Source organism: Enterococcus sp. AZ048 (genome assembly GCF_051715125.1).
In the GTDB taxonomy this organism is placed as follows: domain Bacteria; phylum Bacillota; class Bacilli; order Lactobacillales; family Enterococcaceae; genus Enterococcus_A; species Enterococcus_A gilvus.
Map to the genome: position 1 here is coordinate 1,145,502 of NZ_JBIOTD010000001.1, position 14,808 is coordinate 1,160,309.

14 protein-coding genes and 1 other annotated feature are annotated in these 14,808 nt (G+C 41.2%); of the genes, 13 read left to right on the forward strand and 1 reads right to left on the reverse strand.

Features of this window, described 5'->3' with window-relative positions:
- Positions 1-88 precede the first annotated feature (88 nt).
- The 4 genes from IGI66_RS05670 to IGI66_RS05685 all read left to right on the forward strand — a co-directional run bounded on the left by IGI66_RS05670 (position 89) and on the right by IGI66_RS05685 (position 4,740).
- Complete coding sequence (locus IGI66_RS05670; RefSeq protein ID WP_316407185.1) at positions 89-988, forward strand: ABC transporter ATP-binding protein; 900 nt, start codon at positions 89-91, stop codon at positions 986-988.
- Positions 981-2,240 (forward strand): ABC transporter permease, encoded by a 1,260-nt coding sequence (locus IGI66_RS05675; RefSeq protein WP_438847983.1) that lies wholly within the window; start codon positions 981-983, stop codon positions 2,238-2,240. Before IGI66_RS05670 ends, IGI66_RS05675 begins: the two co-directional genes overlap by 8 nt.
- 98 nt (positions 2,241-2,338) lie before the next feature.
- Positions 2,339-3,154 carry an aldo/keto reductase gene (locus IGI66_RS05680; RefSeq protein ID WP_367377813.1) on the forward strand — a complete coding sequence of 272 codons (816 nt, stop codon included), beginning with the start codon at positions 2,339-2,341 and terminating at the stop codon, positions 3,152-3,154.
- 137 nt (positions 3,155-3,291) lie between these two features.
- Complete coding sequence (locus IGI66_RS05685; RefSeq protein ID WP_010781140.1) at positions 3,292-4,740, forward strand: alanine/glycine:cation symporter family protein; 1,449 nt, start codon at positions 3,292-3,294, stop codon at positions 4,738-4,740.
- Positions 4,741-5,134: 394 nt separating this feature from the next.
- Here the strand turns inward: IGI66_RS05685 and IGI66_RS05690 are convergent, their stop codons facing one another.
- On the reverse strand, positions 5,135-5,860 hold the full coding sequence (locus tag IGI66_RS05690; protein WP_087654084.1) for a gamma-glutamyl-gamma-aminobutyrate hydrolase family protein: 726 nt from the start codon (positions 5,858-5,860) through the stop codon (positions 5,135-5,137).
- 217 nt (positions 5,861-6,077) lie between these two features.
- Positions 6,078-6,125 (forward strand) — a sequence feature (sodium ion sensor (DUF1646 type); this cis-regulatory element may regulate processes involved in with the transportation of sodium ions).
- 45 nt (positions 6,126-6,170) lie between these two features.
- On the opposite strand from IGI66_RS05690, the gene IGI66_RS05695 reads away from it, so the two are divergent.
- The 9 genes from IGI66_RS05695 (at position 6,171) to IGI66_RS05735 (ending at position 14,807) form a co-directional block, all read left to right on the forward strand.
- Positions 6,171-6,494, forward strand: a complete 324-nt coding sequence (locus tag IGI66_RS05695; protein WP_288227708.1) for a hypothetical protein — start codon at positions 6,171-6,173, stop codon at positions 6,492-6,494.
- Positions 6,481-8,442, forward strand: coding sequence for a V-type ATP synthase subunit I (locus tag IGI66_RS05700; RefSeq protein ID WP_438847984.1), 1,962 nt, complete (start codon positions 6,481-6,483; stop codon positions 8,440-8,442). Before IGI66_RS05695 ends, IGI66_RS05700 begins: the two co-directional genes overlap by 14 nt.
- Before the next feature lie 18 nt (positions 8,443-8,460).
- On the forward strand, positions 8,461-8,931 hold the full coding sequence (locus IGI66_RS05705) for a V-type ATP synthase subunit K (protein WP_010781136.1): 471 nt from the start codon (positions 8,461-8,463) through the stop codon (positions 8,929-8,931).
- Between the two features lie 89 nt (positions 8,932-9,020).
- Complete coding sequence (locus tag IGI66_RS05710) at positions 9,021-9,614, forward strand: hypothetical protein (protein WP_438847985.1); 594 nt, start codon at positions 9,021-9,023, stop codon at positions 9,612-9,614.
- Between the two features lie 95 nt (positions 9,615-9,709).
- A complete protein-coding gene (locus tag IGI66_RS05715) occupies positions 9,710-10,705 on the forward strand; it encodes a V-type ATPase subunit (RefSeq protein WP_438847986.1) in 996 nt (331 codons plus the stop codon).
- Positions 10,695-11,006: a V-type ATP synthase subunit F gene (locus IGI66_RS05720; RefSeq protein ID WP_010781133.1), complete on the forward strand. Its 312-nt coding sequence runs from the start codon at positions 10,695-10,697 to the stop codon at positions 11,004-11,006. Before IGI66_RS05715 ends, IGI66_RS05720 begins: the two co-directional genes overlap by 11 nt.
- Before the next feature lie 13 nt (positions 11,007-11,019).
- Entirely contained in the window at positions 11,020-12,801 is a 1,782-nt protein-coding gene (locus tag IGI66_RS05725) for a V-type ATP synthase subunit A (protein WP_438847987.1), read from the forward strand.
- Positions 12,794-14,170: a V-type ATP synthase subunit B gene (locus tag IGI66_RS05730; RefSeq protein WP_438847988.1), complete on the forward strand. Its 1,377-nt coding sequence runs from the start codon at positions 12,794-12,796 to the stop codon at positions 14,168-14,170. Before IGI66_RS05725 ends, IGI66_RS05730 begins: the two co-directional genes overlap by 8 nt.
- Positions 14,171-14,174: 4 nt before the next feature.
- Positions 14,175-14,807, forward strand: a complete 633-nt coding sequence (locus tag IGI66_RS05735; RefSeq protein WP_010781130.1) for a V-type ATP synthase subunit D — start codon at positions 14,175-14,177, stop codon at positions 14,805-14,807.
- Position 14,808 lies beyond the last annotated feature (1 nt).

Consider the following 14,808-nt stretch of genomic DNA (forward strand, 5'->3'; position numbering starts at 1 on the left):
AGCCTCTTATTTTGAGGAAAAACGGATTGTAATGGATTCACTTAAACAAGTGAGGTCATTTATATATTTTTAAATAAGGAGTGAGAAAATGTTAAAGGTTACGCATTTAAGCAAGAGCTTCGGATCGTACAAAGCATTGGATGATATGAGCTTCACGATTGAAGACGGAAAAATTTTAGGATTGATTGGTCAAAATGGTGCCGGTAAAACCACCACATTCCGCCTGATTTTAGATTTTTTATCAAAAGATTCAGGGGATGTTTTATGGAATGGTCATGTTTTGTCTGGGAAAGATTATAATACAATCGGGTATTTGCCGGAAGAACGCGGCCTATATCCAAAGGTGACGATTGAAAACCAATTGCTTTTCTTTGCTTCTTTACGAGGAAAAAGTAAACAAGAAATCTTACCGAAAATCGATGAGTGGATGGATAAGTTCCAAGTAAAGGGGAAGAAAACGGATAAAGTTAAGACCCTTTCCAAAGGGAATCAGCAAAAAGTTCAGCTGATTTCAACGTTGATCCACGAACCGAAATTAGTTATTTTAGATGAACCTTTTAGCGGATTAGATCCCGTGAATGCGGAATTATTAAAAAATGGGATCATCGAATTAAAAGAAAAAGGGTCTTGTGTCATTTTTTCTAGTCATAATATGGACAACGTGGAGAAGATTTGCGACCATTTGATCATGCTTCGCAATGGAGAAACAGTCTTGAACGGCAAAGTTCACGAAATCCGCGAATCTTTTGGACGTAGTAAGCTTTATTTAGATGCACATTTGTCTAAAGAAGAACTAGAAAATTTTGCGGGTGTTCGATCGGTGATACAAAATGAAGATGGCAGTTTCGAACTCACCTTGGACGACCCAGCTGTTGGTAAAGATATTTTTGAACGGGCAACAATGAATGGGTATATCCCAATGTTTAATCAGCAGCCACCAACGTTGGAAGAAATCTTCAAATGGAAAGCAGGTGCGATAAATGAATAAAATGGGGATTATAATCAAAGACGTCTACAAGAAAAATGTGAAATCAGCCGCTTTTCTAATCATGATTTTGGCACCATTTTTAGTAATGGGAATCTTCTATTTGTCGCAGCACTTTTTTGGAGACGCGAACGATATCAACAAAATTGGTATCGTCAGTGACCGACCAGAAGTTGCAGAGGAATTAGCGAAAACAAAGAACAAGGACTACACCTTTGAAGTAGTGACTAGTGATGAGAAAGCTCAAAAGCAATTGGATGACAAGAAAATCGATGCCTATCTAGACCTCAAAATGGGAGAGGATCAGGTTTCCGGAAGGCTCTATAGCAAAGCGTCGCTAGGGACTTCAACGGAGATGCAATTGCAGCAGATTTTGAATTCAATGCAGGCGAATATCCGGGCGAGTCAGTTGAATTTAACGACGGCACAGGTACAAGAAGTTATGGCACCGGCGGAATTCAAGTCTGAAAAAGTGACCTTTGAAAAAGGCAAGATGCAGGCTGACGAAGGAGATTCTGGGACGCAGTTCGTTCTCAGTTTCTTGACGACCATTATTATGTTTGTCTTTATCATCAGCTATTCCTCCATCATTGCTCAAGAGATCGCTTCGGAAAAAGGAACGCGTATCATGGAAGTTCTTTTATCGAGTATGAAAGCAAAAACCCACTATTACGGAAAATTACTCGGCGTGTTATTAGTGGCGCTGACACAATTGTTGATCTATGGCGTAGCGCTTGTTTTCGGGTACAGACAATTTAAAGATGTGGGTATGGTGAAAGAATTCGTCAATAATGTCTCTATTAAATCATTAATGGGCAGCGGCGCACTGATCATTGTTGCCTTTATGCTTGTAGGATTGTTCCTTTACGCGGTACTCTCCGCTCTTTGCGGCTCGCTCGTAAGCAAACCTGAGGATACGGCAAAAGCGATCCAGCCTGTGATGTATTTATCTATGATTGGGTATATGTTGGGATTGATCTTGGGAACGTCTGATCCAACAAATGTGATCATCAAGGTGACCTCGTATATTCCGTTTTTATCTTCCTACAGTATGCCGTTACGATTGGCTTCGAACACTACGACGCTGACAAGTGCCTTCGTTTCATTGGGCATCTTGGTTCTCTTTACAGTATTGCTGACGATTTTTTCTGCTCAATTGTACAAATCAAATGTTTTAGTATACAGCGAAGGTGGTACGTTCAGTGCGCTGAAACAATCCATCTCGATCATGAAAAATGACCGTAAAAAGAAATAAAACAGTTGACCAGTAGCGAAAACTCTTTCAAAATAAACGTGTAGGAACGATTCTATTGAGAAAAAAGCAGTTGTCATGGCAATCAAGGAGGGACTTTGATGGATAAAATGAAGCGTTTATCCAACGGTATTGAGATGCCGCGATTAGGATTGGGTGTTTGGCGAGTAGAAGAGCAGGACGCAAGAAACTCTGTCAGATGGGCAATTGAAGCAGGGTATCAATTAATTGATACGGCGGCAATTTACAAAAATGAAAAAGGGGTTGGCGAAGGCATTCGACAATCAGGTATCCAACGAGAAAAACTTTTCGTAACGACAAAGCTTTGGAATGCAGATCAAGGGTATGATTCTGCTCATCAGGCGTTCAATGACAGTTTAGAGCGCTTGGGATTGGAGACTGTAGACCTTTATTTGATCCATTGGCCGGTAGAAGGAAAGTTTAATGATTCGTGGCGCGCGATGGAGGAAATCTATGAGAGTGGACGAGCGAAAGCGATCGGTGTATCCAATTTTCATAAACATCACATTGAAGAGCTGCTGACGACTGCGAAGATCAAGCCTATGGTGAATCAGATTGAACTTCATCCAACGTTGACACAGGTTGACTTGCGAAACTATTTGGCGAAGGAAAATATTGCTGTCGAGGCATGGTCACCTCTTGGACAAGGGAAAATCTTGCAACATCCGACACTTATTGAGCTTGGAAAGAAACATCAAAAATCAGCCGCACAAGTAATCATTCGCTGGCATCTTCAAAGTGACATTATTGTGATTCCTAAATCTGTTCACGAAGAACGTATCCAAGAAAACTTCGATGTGTTTGACTTTACGCTAAGTGAGGATGAGATGGCCTTGATTGATGGATTGAACATCAATGAACGCCTTGGTGCTGACCCGGATAATTTTGATTTTTAATAAGAAGAACCTGTTATACCCTCGTATGGAGACGAGGGTGTAGCAGGTTCTTTTATTCTCAAAAGAATTATTTATTTGAAAGGAAATCCGTTTAGTAACTTTATATGATAAAATGATAATAAAAAAGGAGGAATTCGATGGGTGATATATTATCAAAAATTAATTCTGTGATTTGGGGAGCTCCAATGATCCTACTTATTTTAGGAATTGGCATTATTTTAACAGTTGGCTGCCGAGCGATCCAAATTCGTCGATTACCGTTATCATTAAAGTACATGGTAAAAAATGAGGAAGGTGGGCAAGGAGACGTAACCAGCTTTCAGGCACTGTGTACAGCATTGTCAGCCACGATAGGAACTGGGAATATCGTAGGTGTTGCGACAGCGATCGTCGCCGGAGGTCCAGGCGCTCTCTTTTGGCTGGAGTTTGCTGGATTATTAGGAATGGCGACAAAATACGCAGAAGGGTTATTAGCTGTAAAATATCGGACATTTGACGATCATGGCAAAGCTCTTGGTGGTCCATTCTATTATATCGAGAACGGACTGGGTCAAAAATGGAAATGGTTAGCGAAAATGTTTGCCTTTTTTGGTGCCATCGCAGGGTTGATCGGTATTGGGACTATTGCTCAGATCAATGGGATCACGTCTGCGGCAGAAACCTTTTTTGATCCGGAAAAAGTAAATACCATTGCGCTTTTTGGCAATGAATACTCCTGGGCAGTGATCATTACCGGTACAGTAGTGACGATCTTAGTAGCAATTGTATTGGTCGGTGGTGTGCAACGGATCGCACGGGTATCAGAAGTTATCGTTCCCTTGATGATCGTTGTCTATGTCGGATTATGCTTATTCATGATTGCATTGAATATTACAAAATTACCAAGTGTTATTGTGGAGATTTTCCAAAGTGCTTTCGGGCTGCGTGCAGTTTCGGGTGGCGCGCTGGGTGCAATGATGATCGCCATGCAAAAAGGAATTGCGCGAGGCATCTTCTCGAATGAGTCTGGATTGGGAAGTGCGCCGATCGCGGCTGCGGCTGCTCAGTCTAAAGAGCCAGTTCGGCAAGGGCTTGTTTCGATGACGGGTACATTTATCGACACGTTGATCGTATGTAATATGACCGGTATGGCGATCATATTGACGGATGCATGGAAAACAGGTCTTGATGGATCAGCAGTAACGATCTATGCCTTTACTGAGGCTTTGCCGCTCTCTCAGACTGTCGCTTCTCTTTTATTGATGATCTGTTTAGCTTTCTTTGCCTTCACGACTATTTTGGGCTGGAATTACTATTCAGAACGCTGCTTGAGCTATTTGACCGGAGGAAACACAAAATTTTCAGCAATCTTTCGATGGGTATATATCTTTGCAGTCTTTATTGGGCCCTATCTAACTGTTTCAGCGGTTTGGACGATTGCGGATATTTTTAACGGATTGATGGCATTCCCAAACATTATCGCTTTGATTTTACTCAGTCCAGTTGTATTCAAAGAAACAAAATCCTATTTCGCGCGATTGGCGGCAGGGGAGATCGATGAATACCCTACCGCTTCGTTAGCCGAAGCCTCATTGGATGAGGATTAATTGATTCGTAAAAAGAGAGCTATAGCATTTTTGAACTGACACTATAATAAGGAACAATCAAAAAAGAGCACCTGCAAATTTAGTAAAATAAATCTGCAGGTGTTTTTGTTTTGTCAAAACAGCCATCAAAGCAATACGGTGTATTCGTCATATAAAGAAACGCTACCTAAAGCATAGCCCGCAAAGGAACACCTTAAGATAACGTCTACATACAAAAAGAACCAATAGGTTTAAACAATAAAGTAATTGATAGTGTAAAAAATGAAAGCTATTTTTTACACTATCAACAAATTATAGCAAAATCAGGCCATTATCCTTCTGCTGACTATCGTATGAAAAGAACACATTGATCGATACTTTTTATTTTGGATTAGAAAATAGAAGCACGTTCAATTTATTCAAATTCTTGAACAAAGTAATCAAATAAATTTTGTTCTTTAGGATCGTTTTTCCGTGTGAGTTCAGGATGCCATTGAACACCGAGGATTTTTGTATTTTTCTCTCGACTTTCGACAGCCTCGATAATTCCATCGGAAGACCAGGCGATGGGCACTAAGCTCTCGGCTAATTCCTTAATTGCTTGATGATGGTACGAATTTACTTGCGCTCGTTGACCGAATAGACCAGCGATTGATGAATCTGATTTTACAGTAATGGAATGCAAACCAAAATCAGGAACAGTAGGGAACATGTCATGCTTGACCTCCCAGTCAGGATATTGCGACAAATCCTGATACAAAGTTCCGCCCAACGTTACGTTCAAGAGCTGTGTTCCTCGACAAACTGTAAAAATAGGCTTGTTTTGTTTGATCGCTTCTTTCACTAAAGCCATTTCAAAAGAATCCCGTTCGATGCTCGTTGGCCCTAATTTAGGATGCGGCTCTTCTCCATACAGAAAAGGCGTTACATCCTGCCCGCCAGCTAACAATAATTTATCAATCGTTTCAACATACGTGCTAGCTAATTCAGGATCACTGATAGGTAATAAAAGGGGGACACCCCCAGCTTGATGTACGCCATCGATAAACCCCTGCGGACTATACGTAAATTGTTGATCAAAAAAATCCTGATTGTTTTGATAATGCTGATTTGCTGCGATACCGATTATTTTTCTTTCCATAGACAACCATCCTCTCTATCTTTTGATACCATAATCAATTCTTAAAAAGCAAGTAATTCGATTATTAAGTTTCTATTTATTTTTTTAAACGAAATACTTCTATAATATCATGCGCCTCTGTGAGATTTTTAGAAGAATTTTTTATACTTTTTATTGAAAAATGGTTACGGGTATATCTTTATTTGATATACTATGTTTAATAAATAAAGACAAAAATGGTTGGGCGTAAGCTTCAAGGATCGTGTTCTTCAAGGGGTGAGAAGAACAGCTTGGAGTCTTGCGCTCTTTTTTTATACAGAGGAGGGGTTGTGTGTTAGAAGCTTTAGAAAAAATAAAAAGCACTGAGAAGCAAAATGAGAAAGAAAAGGAAACGCTAATGTCGAAATTGGCTGATTATGAATCGAGCCAAAGAAAAATGCTGCAAGAGAAACGAGAGGCTCTAAAAAAGGACTTCTCAAAGGCGCTATCAGAAAGGGAACATGAATTAGCGGAGAAACTGGCTGCAGAAGAACAAGAGCTAGCGTCAAATGCCAAAGGAACGTTAACTACTATGGAAGATAACTATCTGAAAAAGAAAGAGCAAACGATTCAACGTATTATTGAAAGGGTGATCTCAGAATATGGCAGTCAGTAAAATGAGCAAGCTCACTTTGATTGCGCAACAAGAATATAGCGAACAAATAATGTCTGCGATTCAGGGATTTCAAGGATTGGAAGTTCGGAATCTTTTCGAAAGGACAGTCAGCAATGACTGGATGAGGCAGTTTTTTGACGATGTAGAGCCCTTGTCTAGTCAAGATGGGCTGTCAAAAATAGATAGTCAATTGGAACAGATAGAAAATGCGATTCGATTTATAGAGCACCATGGCAGCAGTCACGAAAAAGTACGGCACCTTAAACGTCAAAAAACGACGCTTCGCAGTTTAGAAGCGGACTTTCAAGAAAGAGAATTGCAGATAGAATTAATGAATGTTCAAGAATTACAAAAGCGTTTCTTAGACGTCCATGCCAAAAAACAAGAGGCTGAGGAGCAAGAAGCGCTTCTGCAAAAATGGTATTCGTTGGACATCTTGCCCCAAAAGACGACTTTGCATACTACTCAGATTTTTCTGGGAACGACCGATGTGAACGTATGGGAATTGCTGGAAGAACAAATAAAAGAGGAACAAATCTATTACGAACTCATGTATAGTGACGACCGCATTGTAAATTTTGCATTGTTGTATTTGCGCAAAGGGCACTCCATAGTCCAAGAGCTAATTCGTCAATTCGGCGTTTCCGCTTTTACGTACAGTAAAGAAAGATTGCCAAAAGCTGAGCTGGCTGTAATCCAGCGAAAGCAACTTGAATTAGTCGAAGAAGAAAAAGCGCTGGTAAAGAAGATCGGTCAAAAAAAGGCTATAGTAGAGCGATTTGAAATAGCAGAAGAAGTCTTGCTAGCACGAAAAAACCGATGGCTGGTCCAGAATCGCTTTGTCAAAGATGACAAATTATTTCTGCTTCAAGGATGGATCGAGACAGCCTCTTTTCCCGACTTCAAGGAATTTGTGAGTCACCTGATCGGCGAAGAGAATCTTTATATTGAGAGTGAAGAGCCAACAGAAATCGAAATCACTGAAGAAATTCCGACAAAATTAAAAAATCCTAAACTCGTTCGCCCTTTCGAGATGCTCACAGAGATGTACAGCCTGCCGAAATACGAGGAGGTGGATCCTACACCTTGGTTCATGCCATTTTATTTTGTCTTTTTTGGAATGATGGTTGCTGATGCCGGTTACGGCATACTAATGCTAGCAGGAACAACGATAGCTTTACTAAAAATTTTGCCGAGGGGAATGGAACGCTTTATGCGCTTTTTCCAAGTATTGGCAATACCTACAATAATCTGGGGGCTAGTCTATAATTCGTTCTTCGGCTTTTCATTAGGCTATCCGCCAATTCTATCAACGAGTGAAGATGTTATCAGCATTTTGATTTTGTCGATTGTTTTTGGAGTCATTCAAATTTTTATTGGTTTAGGGTTAGCTGCAAGAGAAAATATCCGAGCCAAAAATTATTTAGGAGCTGTCTCGAACGGGTTTGCCTGGCAAGGAATGATGATTGGTGCGGTGGTCGCTGGTCTAGGTATGATGATCTTGGATAGCCAAGCGCTATTTAAAATCGGTGTCGGCTTAGCGATAGCTAGTGCGCTGCTCGTGGTAGTAACGCCAATGATGCAATCAAAATCGAAAATCAAAGGGTTGGCAAAAGGGGCGTATGACCTTTATGGAATCAGCGGCTATATCGGTGATCTGGTTAGTTACACTCGACTGATGGCGTTAGGGATATCTGGAGGAAGTATTGCTGCCGCGTTCAATATGCTGGTGAGCTATATGCCGCCGGTTGCCCGTTTTACAGTTGGAATATTGCTAATGGTGGCCTTACACGGCCTGAACATTTTCTTGTCCCTACTGTCGGCTTATGTCCATGGAGCAAGGCTGCAATATGTAGAATTCTTTGGGAAATTTTATGAAGGCGGCGGACGTGCGTTTCGTCCTTTAAAAACAGAAGAAAAGTATATAAATATTGAAAAAGAAAAATAACTGGAGGAATTTTAAACAATGATGGATTATTTGATTAACAACAGCGGTGGCTTTATTTTTGCAGTTTTAGGAATGGCAACAGCGACGATTTTTTCTGGAATTGGTTCATCTAAGGGTGTCGGTATGACCGGTGAAGCAGCAGCGGCATTGACTACTAGCCAACCAGAACGCTTTGGACAAGCGCTGATTTTACAGTTACTACCAGGTACACAAGGCCTATATGGCTTCGTAATTGCCTTCCTGATTTTTACCAATTTGTCTCACGATTTGACTTTGGCACAAGGGTTTGGCTATCTTGGTGCAGCTTTGCCGATTGCCTTCACGGGATTGTTTTCCGGTATTGCACAAGGAAAGGTAGCAGCAGCAGGGATTCAAATCCTAGCAAAAAAACCAGAGCATTCTACAAAAGGGATTATTTATGCCGCTATGGTTGAAACTTATGCAATTTTAGGCTTTGTTATTTCATTCCTGTTAGTCGGACAAGTATAAGCTTTGATAGATAGGATACAAAGCAGAGAAAGGTGCTCTCGCAAATGTATATAAAAATAAATACCTTTGTACAAATAAGGAGTTTTTTAATGGAAGCAATTGAAAAGATCGTTGAGCAATTGAATCAACAGGCTCAAGAAGAACGGCTCCTGCTAGAAGAAAAAGAGTTTGCACGGATCAATCAAGAAGTTCATGCGGAGCTAGAAGAAATGAAAGCCGAACATAAGAAACAGTTAGAGAAGAACTTAGAAAATCTAGAAAACAACTATAAGCAGACAAAAAATAGGCAACACATGGTTCAAAAGCAAACAATTTTAAATCAAAAACAAGCGATTTTGGAGCGCGTATTTTCTGAGGCAGTCACAAAGATGGAAAACTGGTCAGTAGCGGATCAGTTAGATTTTGCTCATAATGCTCTGGAAAAAATGTCTTTACAAGAACCGTTTACTTTTATTCCAGGAGAAAAATCGAGTACTATTTTCACCGCGAAATGGTTAGAGGAAAAGAATCAACTACTTCATTGCGAGTTGGTCATGGGAAAAGCGCCTATCACGAATCAGGCAGGCTTCATTTTGGATAAAGAAGGTGTTCAATATAACTTTCTTTATCAACGCTTAGTGAGGGAAATTCAACAACGAGAAGGGTTTAAAATCGCTCAAATGATTTTTGAAGAAGAACGATGACAGGCTTTTTCTCGTTCCGCCTAGTCTCAATGCAGTTAGCCTTAACAAAGGCTTGGAGACGGACAAACATTTAACCAAAAATTAGGAGGCATTGAATGAAACAAGCATCGTATCATGAATTGAATCCGCTGGTTCGTTTGAAAGAATTAGAACTGCTCCCCCCCGAACTCTTGACGCGAATGTTAAAAGCTGAAAATGTCATGGAACTCGAAACGCTTTTTAAAACGACAATCTATGGGGACTATGTGACGGGCAGTTTTTATGACAGTTTTGAAGAAGCGATTGCTCAGTCACAAGAAAGCTTAATAAAAGAGTTCGTAGATCGTGTACCTGATCCAAAGGTGATCTGGATGTACACCATGCGCGATACTTTCCATAATCTTAAGGCGCTGATTAAATCAGAGTTATTAGACAAAAATTTTGATGCTCTCTATGTTTATGATGGTTTCTACTCCTTAGAACAAATAAAAACAGCGATACGCACAGGACAAGCAAGCGGGTTACCCGAGATTTTACTTGAAGGGATTCGAGAGGTTCGCGAACACTTTGAAGAGTCAAACAGTCTACAGGGAATCGATATTATTCTCGATCGCAAATATCTCTATTGTCAATGGAAGATTGCTGAAAAAATAAAGGAACCGGAACTTATAAAAGAAGTGACTAGTTTCATTGATTTCACCAATATTATGATGATCGCAAGAGGGATCAAACAGAAGCGAAGTCGGAATTTTATGTCCACAGCTTTATCTAGTCACGGAAGTGTCGCTAAAGAAGAATTGTTGGACTGTGTCGAAAATAGCTTTGAAAACTTTCTCGTTTACTTAAGAACTACTTCTTATGGTGAAACGATTATCCCCATCATTGACGAAGACAAACTTGATTTAGGCGATCTGGAACGGATTTTTGACAATTATTTGACAGGCTTTTACGAAATAGCTCAAACTCAAGCTTTTGGACCGTTACCGGTTTTGGCTTTGTTGAATGCGAAGGCTATTGAGATTAAAAATCTGCGTTTGATCATTACAGGAAAGAGGATCGGCTTGACAGAGGAACAAATCAGAGAAAGGATGCGTGAGGTATATGGCACATAAAATCGGTGCGATCGGCGATAAAGACTCGATCTTGCCTTTCAAACTCTTTGACTTTGATACTCGAACGTCGAAAGATAAGCAGATCATCCGACAACAAATTGATGAAATGGCTAAAAATGAGTATGGCATTATTTATATCACTGAAGAATTTGCGCAACTTGTTCCGGATACTATCAAAAGATATGAAGAGCAGATGATTCCTGCGATCGTACTGATTCCGAACCACGAGGGAACACTAGGTATCGGCAGAGCCATGATTCAAGGACAGGTTGAGCGAGCAGTCGGACAGAATATTTTATAAAGGAGCTAATGACTTGCAAGAAGGTAGAATAATAAAAGTATCTGGTCCATTAGTGCTGGCAGAAAAAATGGAACAGGCAGCGATTCAAGATATTTGTTATGTAGGTGACCTCGGCGTTATCGGGGAGATCATCGAAATGCGCGGCGATGTCGCGTCCATTCAAGTGTATGAAGAGACGGCAGGAATAGGACCGGGAGAACCAGTAAAAACGACGGGAGAAGCACTTTCAGTTGAGTTAGGACCGGGGATCGTTTCTCAAATGTTTGATGGTATCCAACGACCATTGGACACCTTTAAAGAACAAACAAAGAGCAACTTTTTGAGTCGGGGAATTCAGATTCCAGCATTGGATCATTCGAAAAAATGGCTTTTCGAACCAATTGTGGAAGAAGGCGTTGCTTTATCGGCGGGGGATATTGTTGGAATTGTCAAAGAGACAAAAATCATTACGCACAAAATCATGGTTCCAAATGGAATCAGCGGCACCTTGAAACGAATCTCATCTGGTGAATTCACGATTGATGAGGGGGTGTATGCGATTGAAACCTCTAATGGTCTGCAAGAATTTTCGATGCTTCAGAAATGGCCCGTACGACGCGGACGACCTGTAGCGGAAAAACTGAATCCCGAAGCCCCTATGATTACCGGGCAACGAGTGATCGACACATTTTTTCCAGTAGTTAAAGGAGGGGCCGCGGCTGTTCCTGGTCCTTTCGGTGCAGGTAAAACCGTTGTTCAACATCAAATTGCTAAATGGGCAGACGTTGATATTGTGGTGTATGTCGGTTGCGGAGAGCGTGGAAATGAGATGACCGATGTATTGAATGAATTTCCAGAATTGATTGATCCGATGACTGGAGAATCTTTGATGGAACGGACGATTCTGATTGCCAACACCTCAAATATGCCAGTGGCCGCACGAGAAGCCTCCATCTATACAGGAATTACTATCGCTGAGTATTTTCGAGATATGGGGTATAACGTTGCTATTATGGCTGATTCAACTTCTAGGTGGGCAGAAGCGCTGCGTGAAATGAGCGGGCGTTTAGAAGAAATGCCTGGCGATGAAGGCTATCCTGCCTACTTAGGCAGTCGATTAGCGGAATATTATGAACGTTCAGGACGCGTCATTGCCTTAGGCAGTGAAGGGCGTGAAGGATCAATCACAGCAATCAGTGCCGTTTCTCCTTCAGGTGGGGACACTTCTGAACCCGTGACGCAAAATACCTTGCGTGTTGTAAAAGTATTTTGGGGGCTAAGCGCTACGTTGGCGCAACAACGCCATTTTCCATCTATCGACTGGTTGCAGAGCTATTCTCTTTATTCTTCCGAAGTAGGAAAATATTTAGATAATGATTTGCAGGGGAATTGGTCGCAACTGGTTGCGGAAGGGATGCGTATGCTTCAAAAAGAATCTGAACTGAATGAAATCGTTCGTTTGGTGGGAATCGATTCTCTTTCAGAAAAAGACCGCTTAACTTTGGAAGTCGCAAAATCTTTAAGAGAAGATTATTTGCAACAGAATGCGTACGATGATATGGACACTTTTACTTCGCGAGAGAAGCAATTTAAAATGATCCAAAATATCCTGGCTTTTAATAAAGAGGGTCAACGAGCTTTGGAATTAGGGACCTATCTAAAAGAAATTATGGAGGGCACGATTGTTTTACGTGATCGAATTGCGCGAAGCAAATATATTGCCGAAACAGAATTGGAAAAATTGGATCAGATAAAGCTAGATATCGTATCAGAAATCCAAGCGATCGTTGCTAAAGGAGGAATGACCAGTGATTAAGGAGTATCAAACGATCAATGAAGTGGTCGGACCTTTGATGGCGATTGATAAGGTAGAAGGAATAAAATACGAGGAATTGTTAGAGATCCGTTTGAATAATGGAGAATTGCGTCGGGGTCAAGTGCTGGAAATTCATGAAGACAAGGCACTCGTTCAAATCTTCGAAGGAACAAGTGGGATTAATTTGAAGGAATCCACCGCTCGATTCCTTGGACATCCGTTGGAGCTAGGGGTATCTGAAGATATGGTCGGACGTGTATTTGATGGACTTGGTCGACCAAAGGATGGCGGACCAGAGATTTTGGCAGAAAAAAATGTCGACATTAACGGTGAGGTCATCAATCCCGTTTCTCGCGACTATCCAGATGAATTTATCCAAACGGGGATTTCTGCGATCGACCACTTGAATACGTTGGTTCGCGGACAAAAATTACCTGTATTTTCAGGTTTTGGATTGCCCCACAAAGAGTTGGCGGCTCAAATCGCTCGACAAGCGACAGTATTGAACAAGGAAGACGATTTTGCCGTAGTATTTGCTGGGATTGGGATTACGTTTGAAGAGGCAGAATTTTTCATGGAAGATTTTCGGCAAACTGGAGCGATTGATCGTTCAGTCGTCTTTATGAATTTGGCAAATGATCCAGCGATCGAACGGATCGCGACCCCTCGTATGGCATTAACTGCCGCTGAATATCTGGCATATGAAAAAGGAATGCACGTATTGGTCATCATGACCGATATGACAAATTATTGCGAAGCGCTGCGTGAAATCTCTGCTGCCAGACGGGAGGTCCCCGGGCGTCGAGGCTACCCAGGTTACCTCTATACGAACTTGGCTACTCTATATGAACGTGCTGGACGGATTCGTGGTCTGAAAGGATCGGTCACCCAGATTCCGATCCTAACAATGCCAGAGGATGACAAAACGCATCCGATACCAGACTTGACGGGTTATATCACGGAGGGTCAAATCATTTTATCTCGAGAATTAGATAAAAACGGCATTCAACCGCCAATCGATGTATTGCCGTCATTATCACGTTTGAAGGATAAGGGGACCGGTGAAGAAAAGACACGAGAGGATCATGCGCCTACTATGAATCAACTGTTCGCCGCTTATGCTCAAGGCAAACAAGCAAAAGAACTTGCTGTTGTTTTGGGAGATTCTGCATTGTCTGATGTTGATAAGATTTACGCGAAATTTGCAGAGCGATTTGAAGAGGAGTACGTCAATCAAGGGTTCTATGAGAATCGTTCGATTGAAGAAACATTGGATTTGGGATGGGAACTTCTTGCGATGCTGCCGCGTACAGAATTGAAGCGGATCAAGGACGAAATGTTGGATGCCTATTTAACAAAGGGAGATTGATCCTATGGTGAAATTAAATGTGAATCCAACGCGGATGGAACTAACACGATTGAAGAAGCAGTTAACCACTGCCAGTCGCGGTCACAAGCTTTTGAAAGACAAGCAAGATGAGCTGATGCGTCGATTCATTTTATTGGTCAAAAAAAATAATCAGATGCGTGTGGAAGTTGAAGAAGCATTGCAGCAAGCAATGAAGAACTTTTCATTAGCAGATGCTTTATTAAATGACAAATACATTGATGAATTATTGGCGGTTCCAAAAGAACGCGTTTCCCTCGACGTTATTGAAAAAGATGTTATGAGCGTGAAAGTGCCAATCATGAATTTCCAGCATGAATCAGAATTGTCGGATGGCCCGCTAGAATATGGATTTTTGAATTCCAATGACGAGTTAGATCAAAGTATTCAAAAGTTCACTGAAGTGTTGCCGAAGCTGTTGGAACTGACGGAGATTGAAAAAACCTGTCAATTGATGGCGAAAGAAATCGAAAAAACGCGTCGACGGGTCAATGCGTTAGAGTATATGACCATCCCGCAACTGGAAGAAACGATTTACTTTATTCAAATGAAATTGGAAGAAAACGAACGTGCCGAAGTCACACGTATGATCAAAGTGAAAAATATGGGTAATAAGTAAA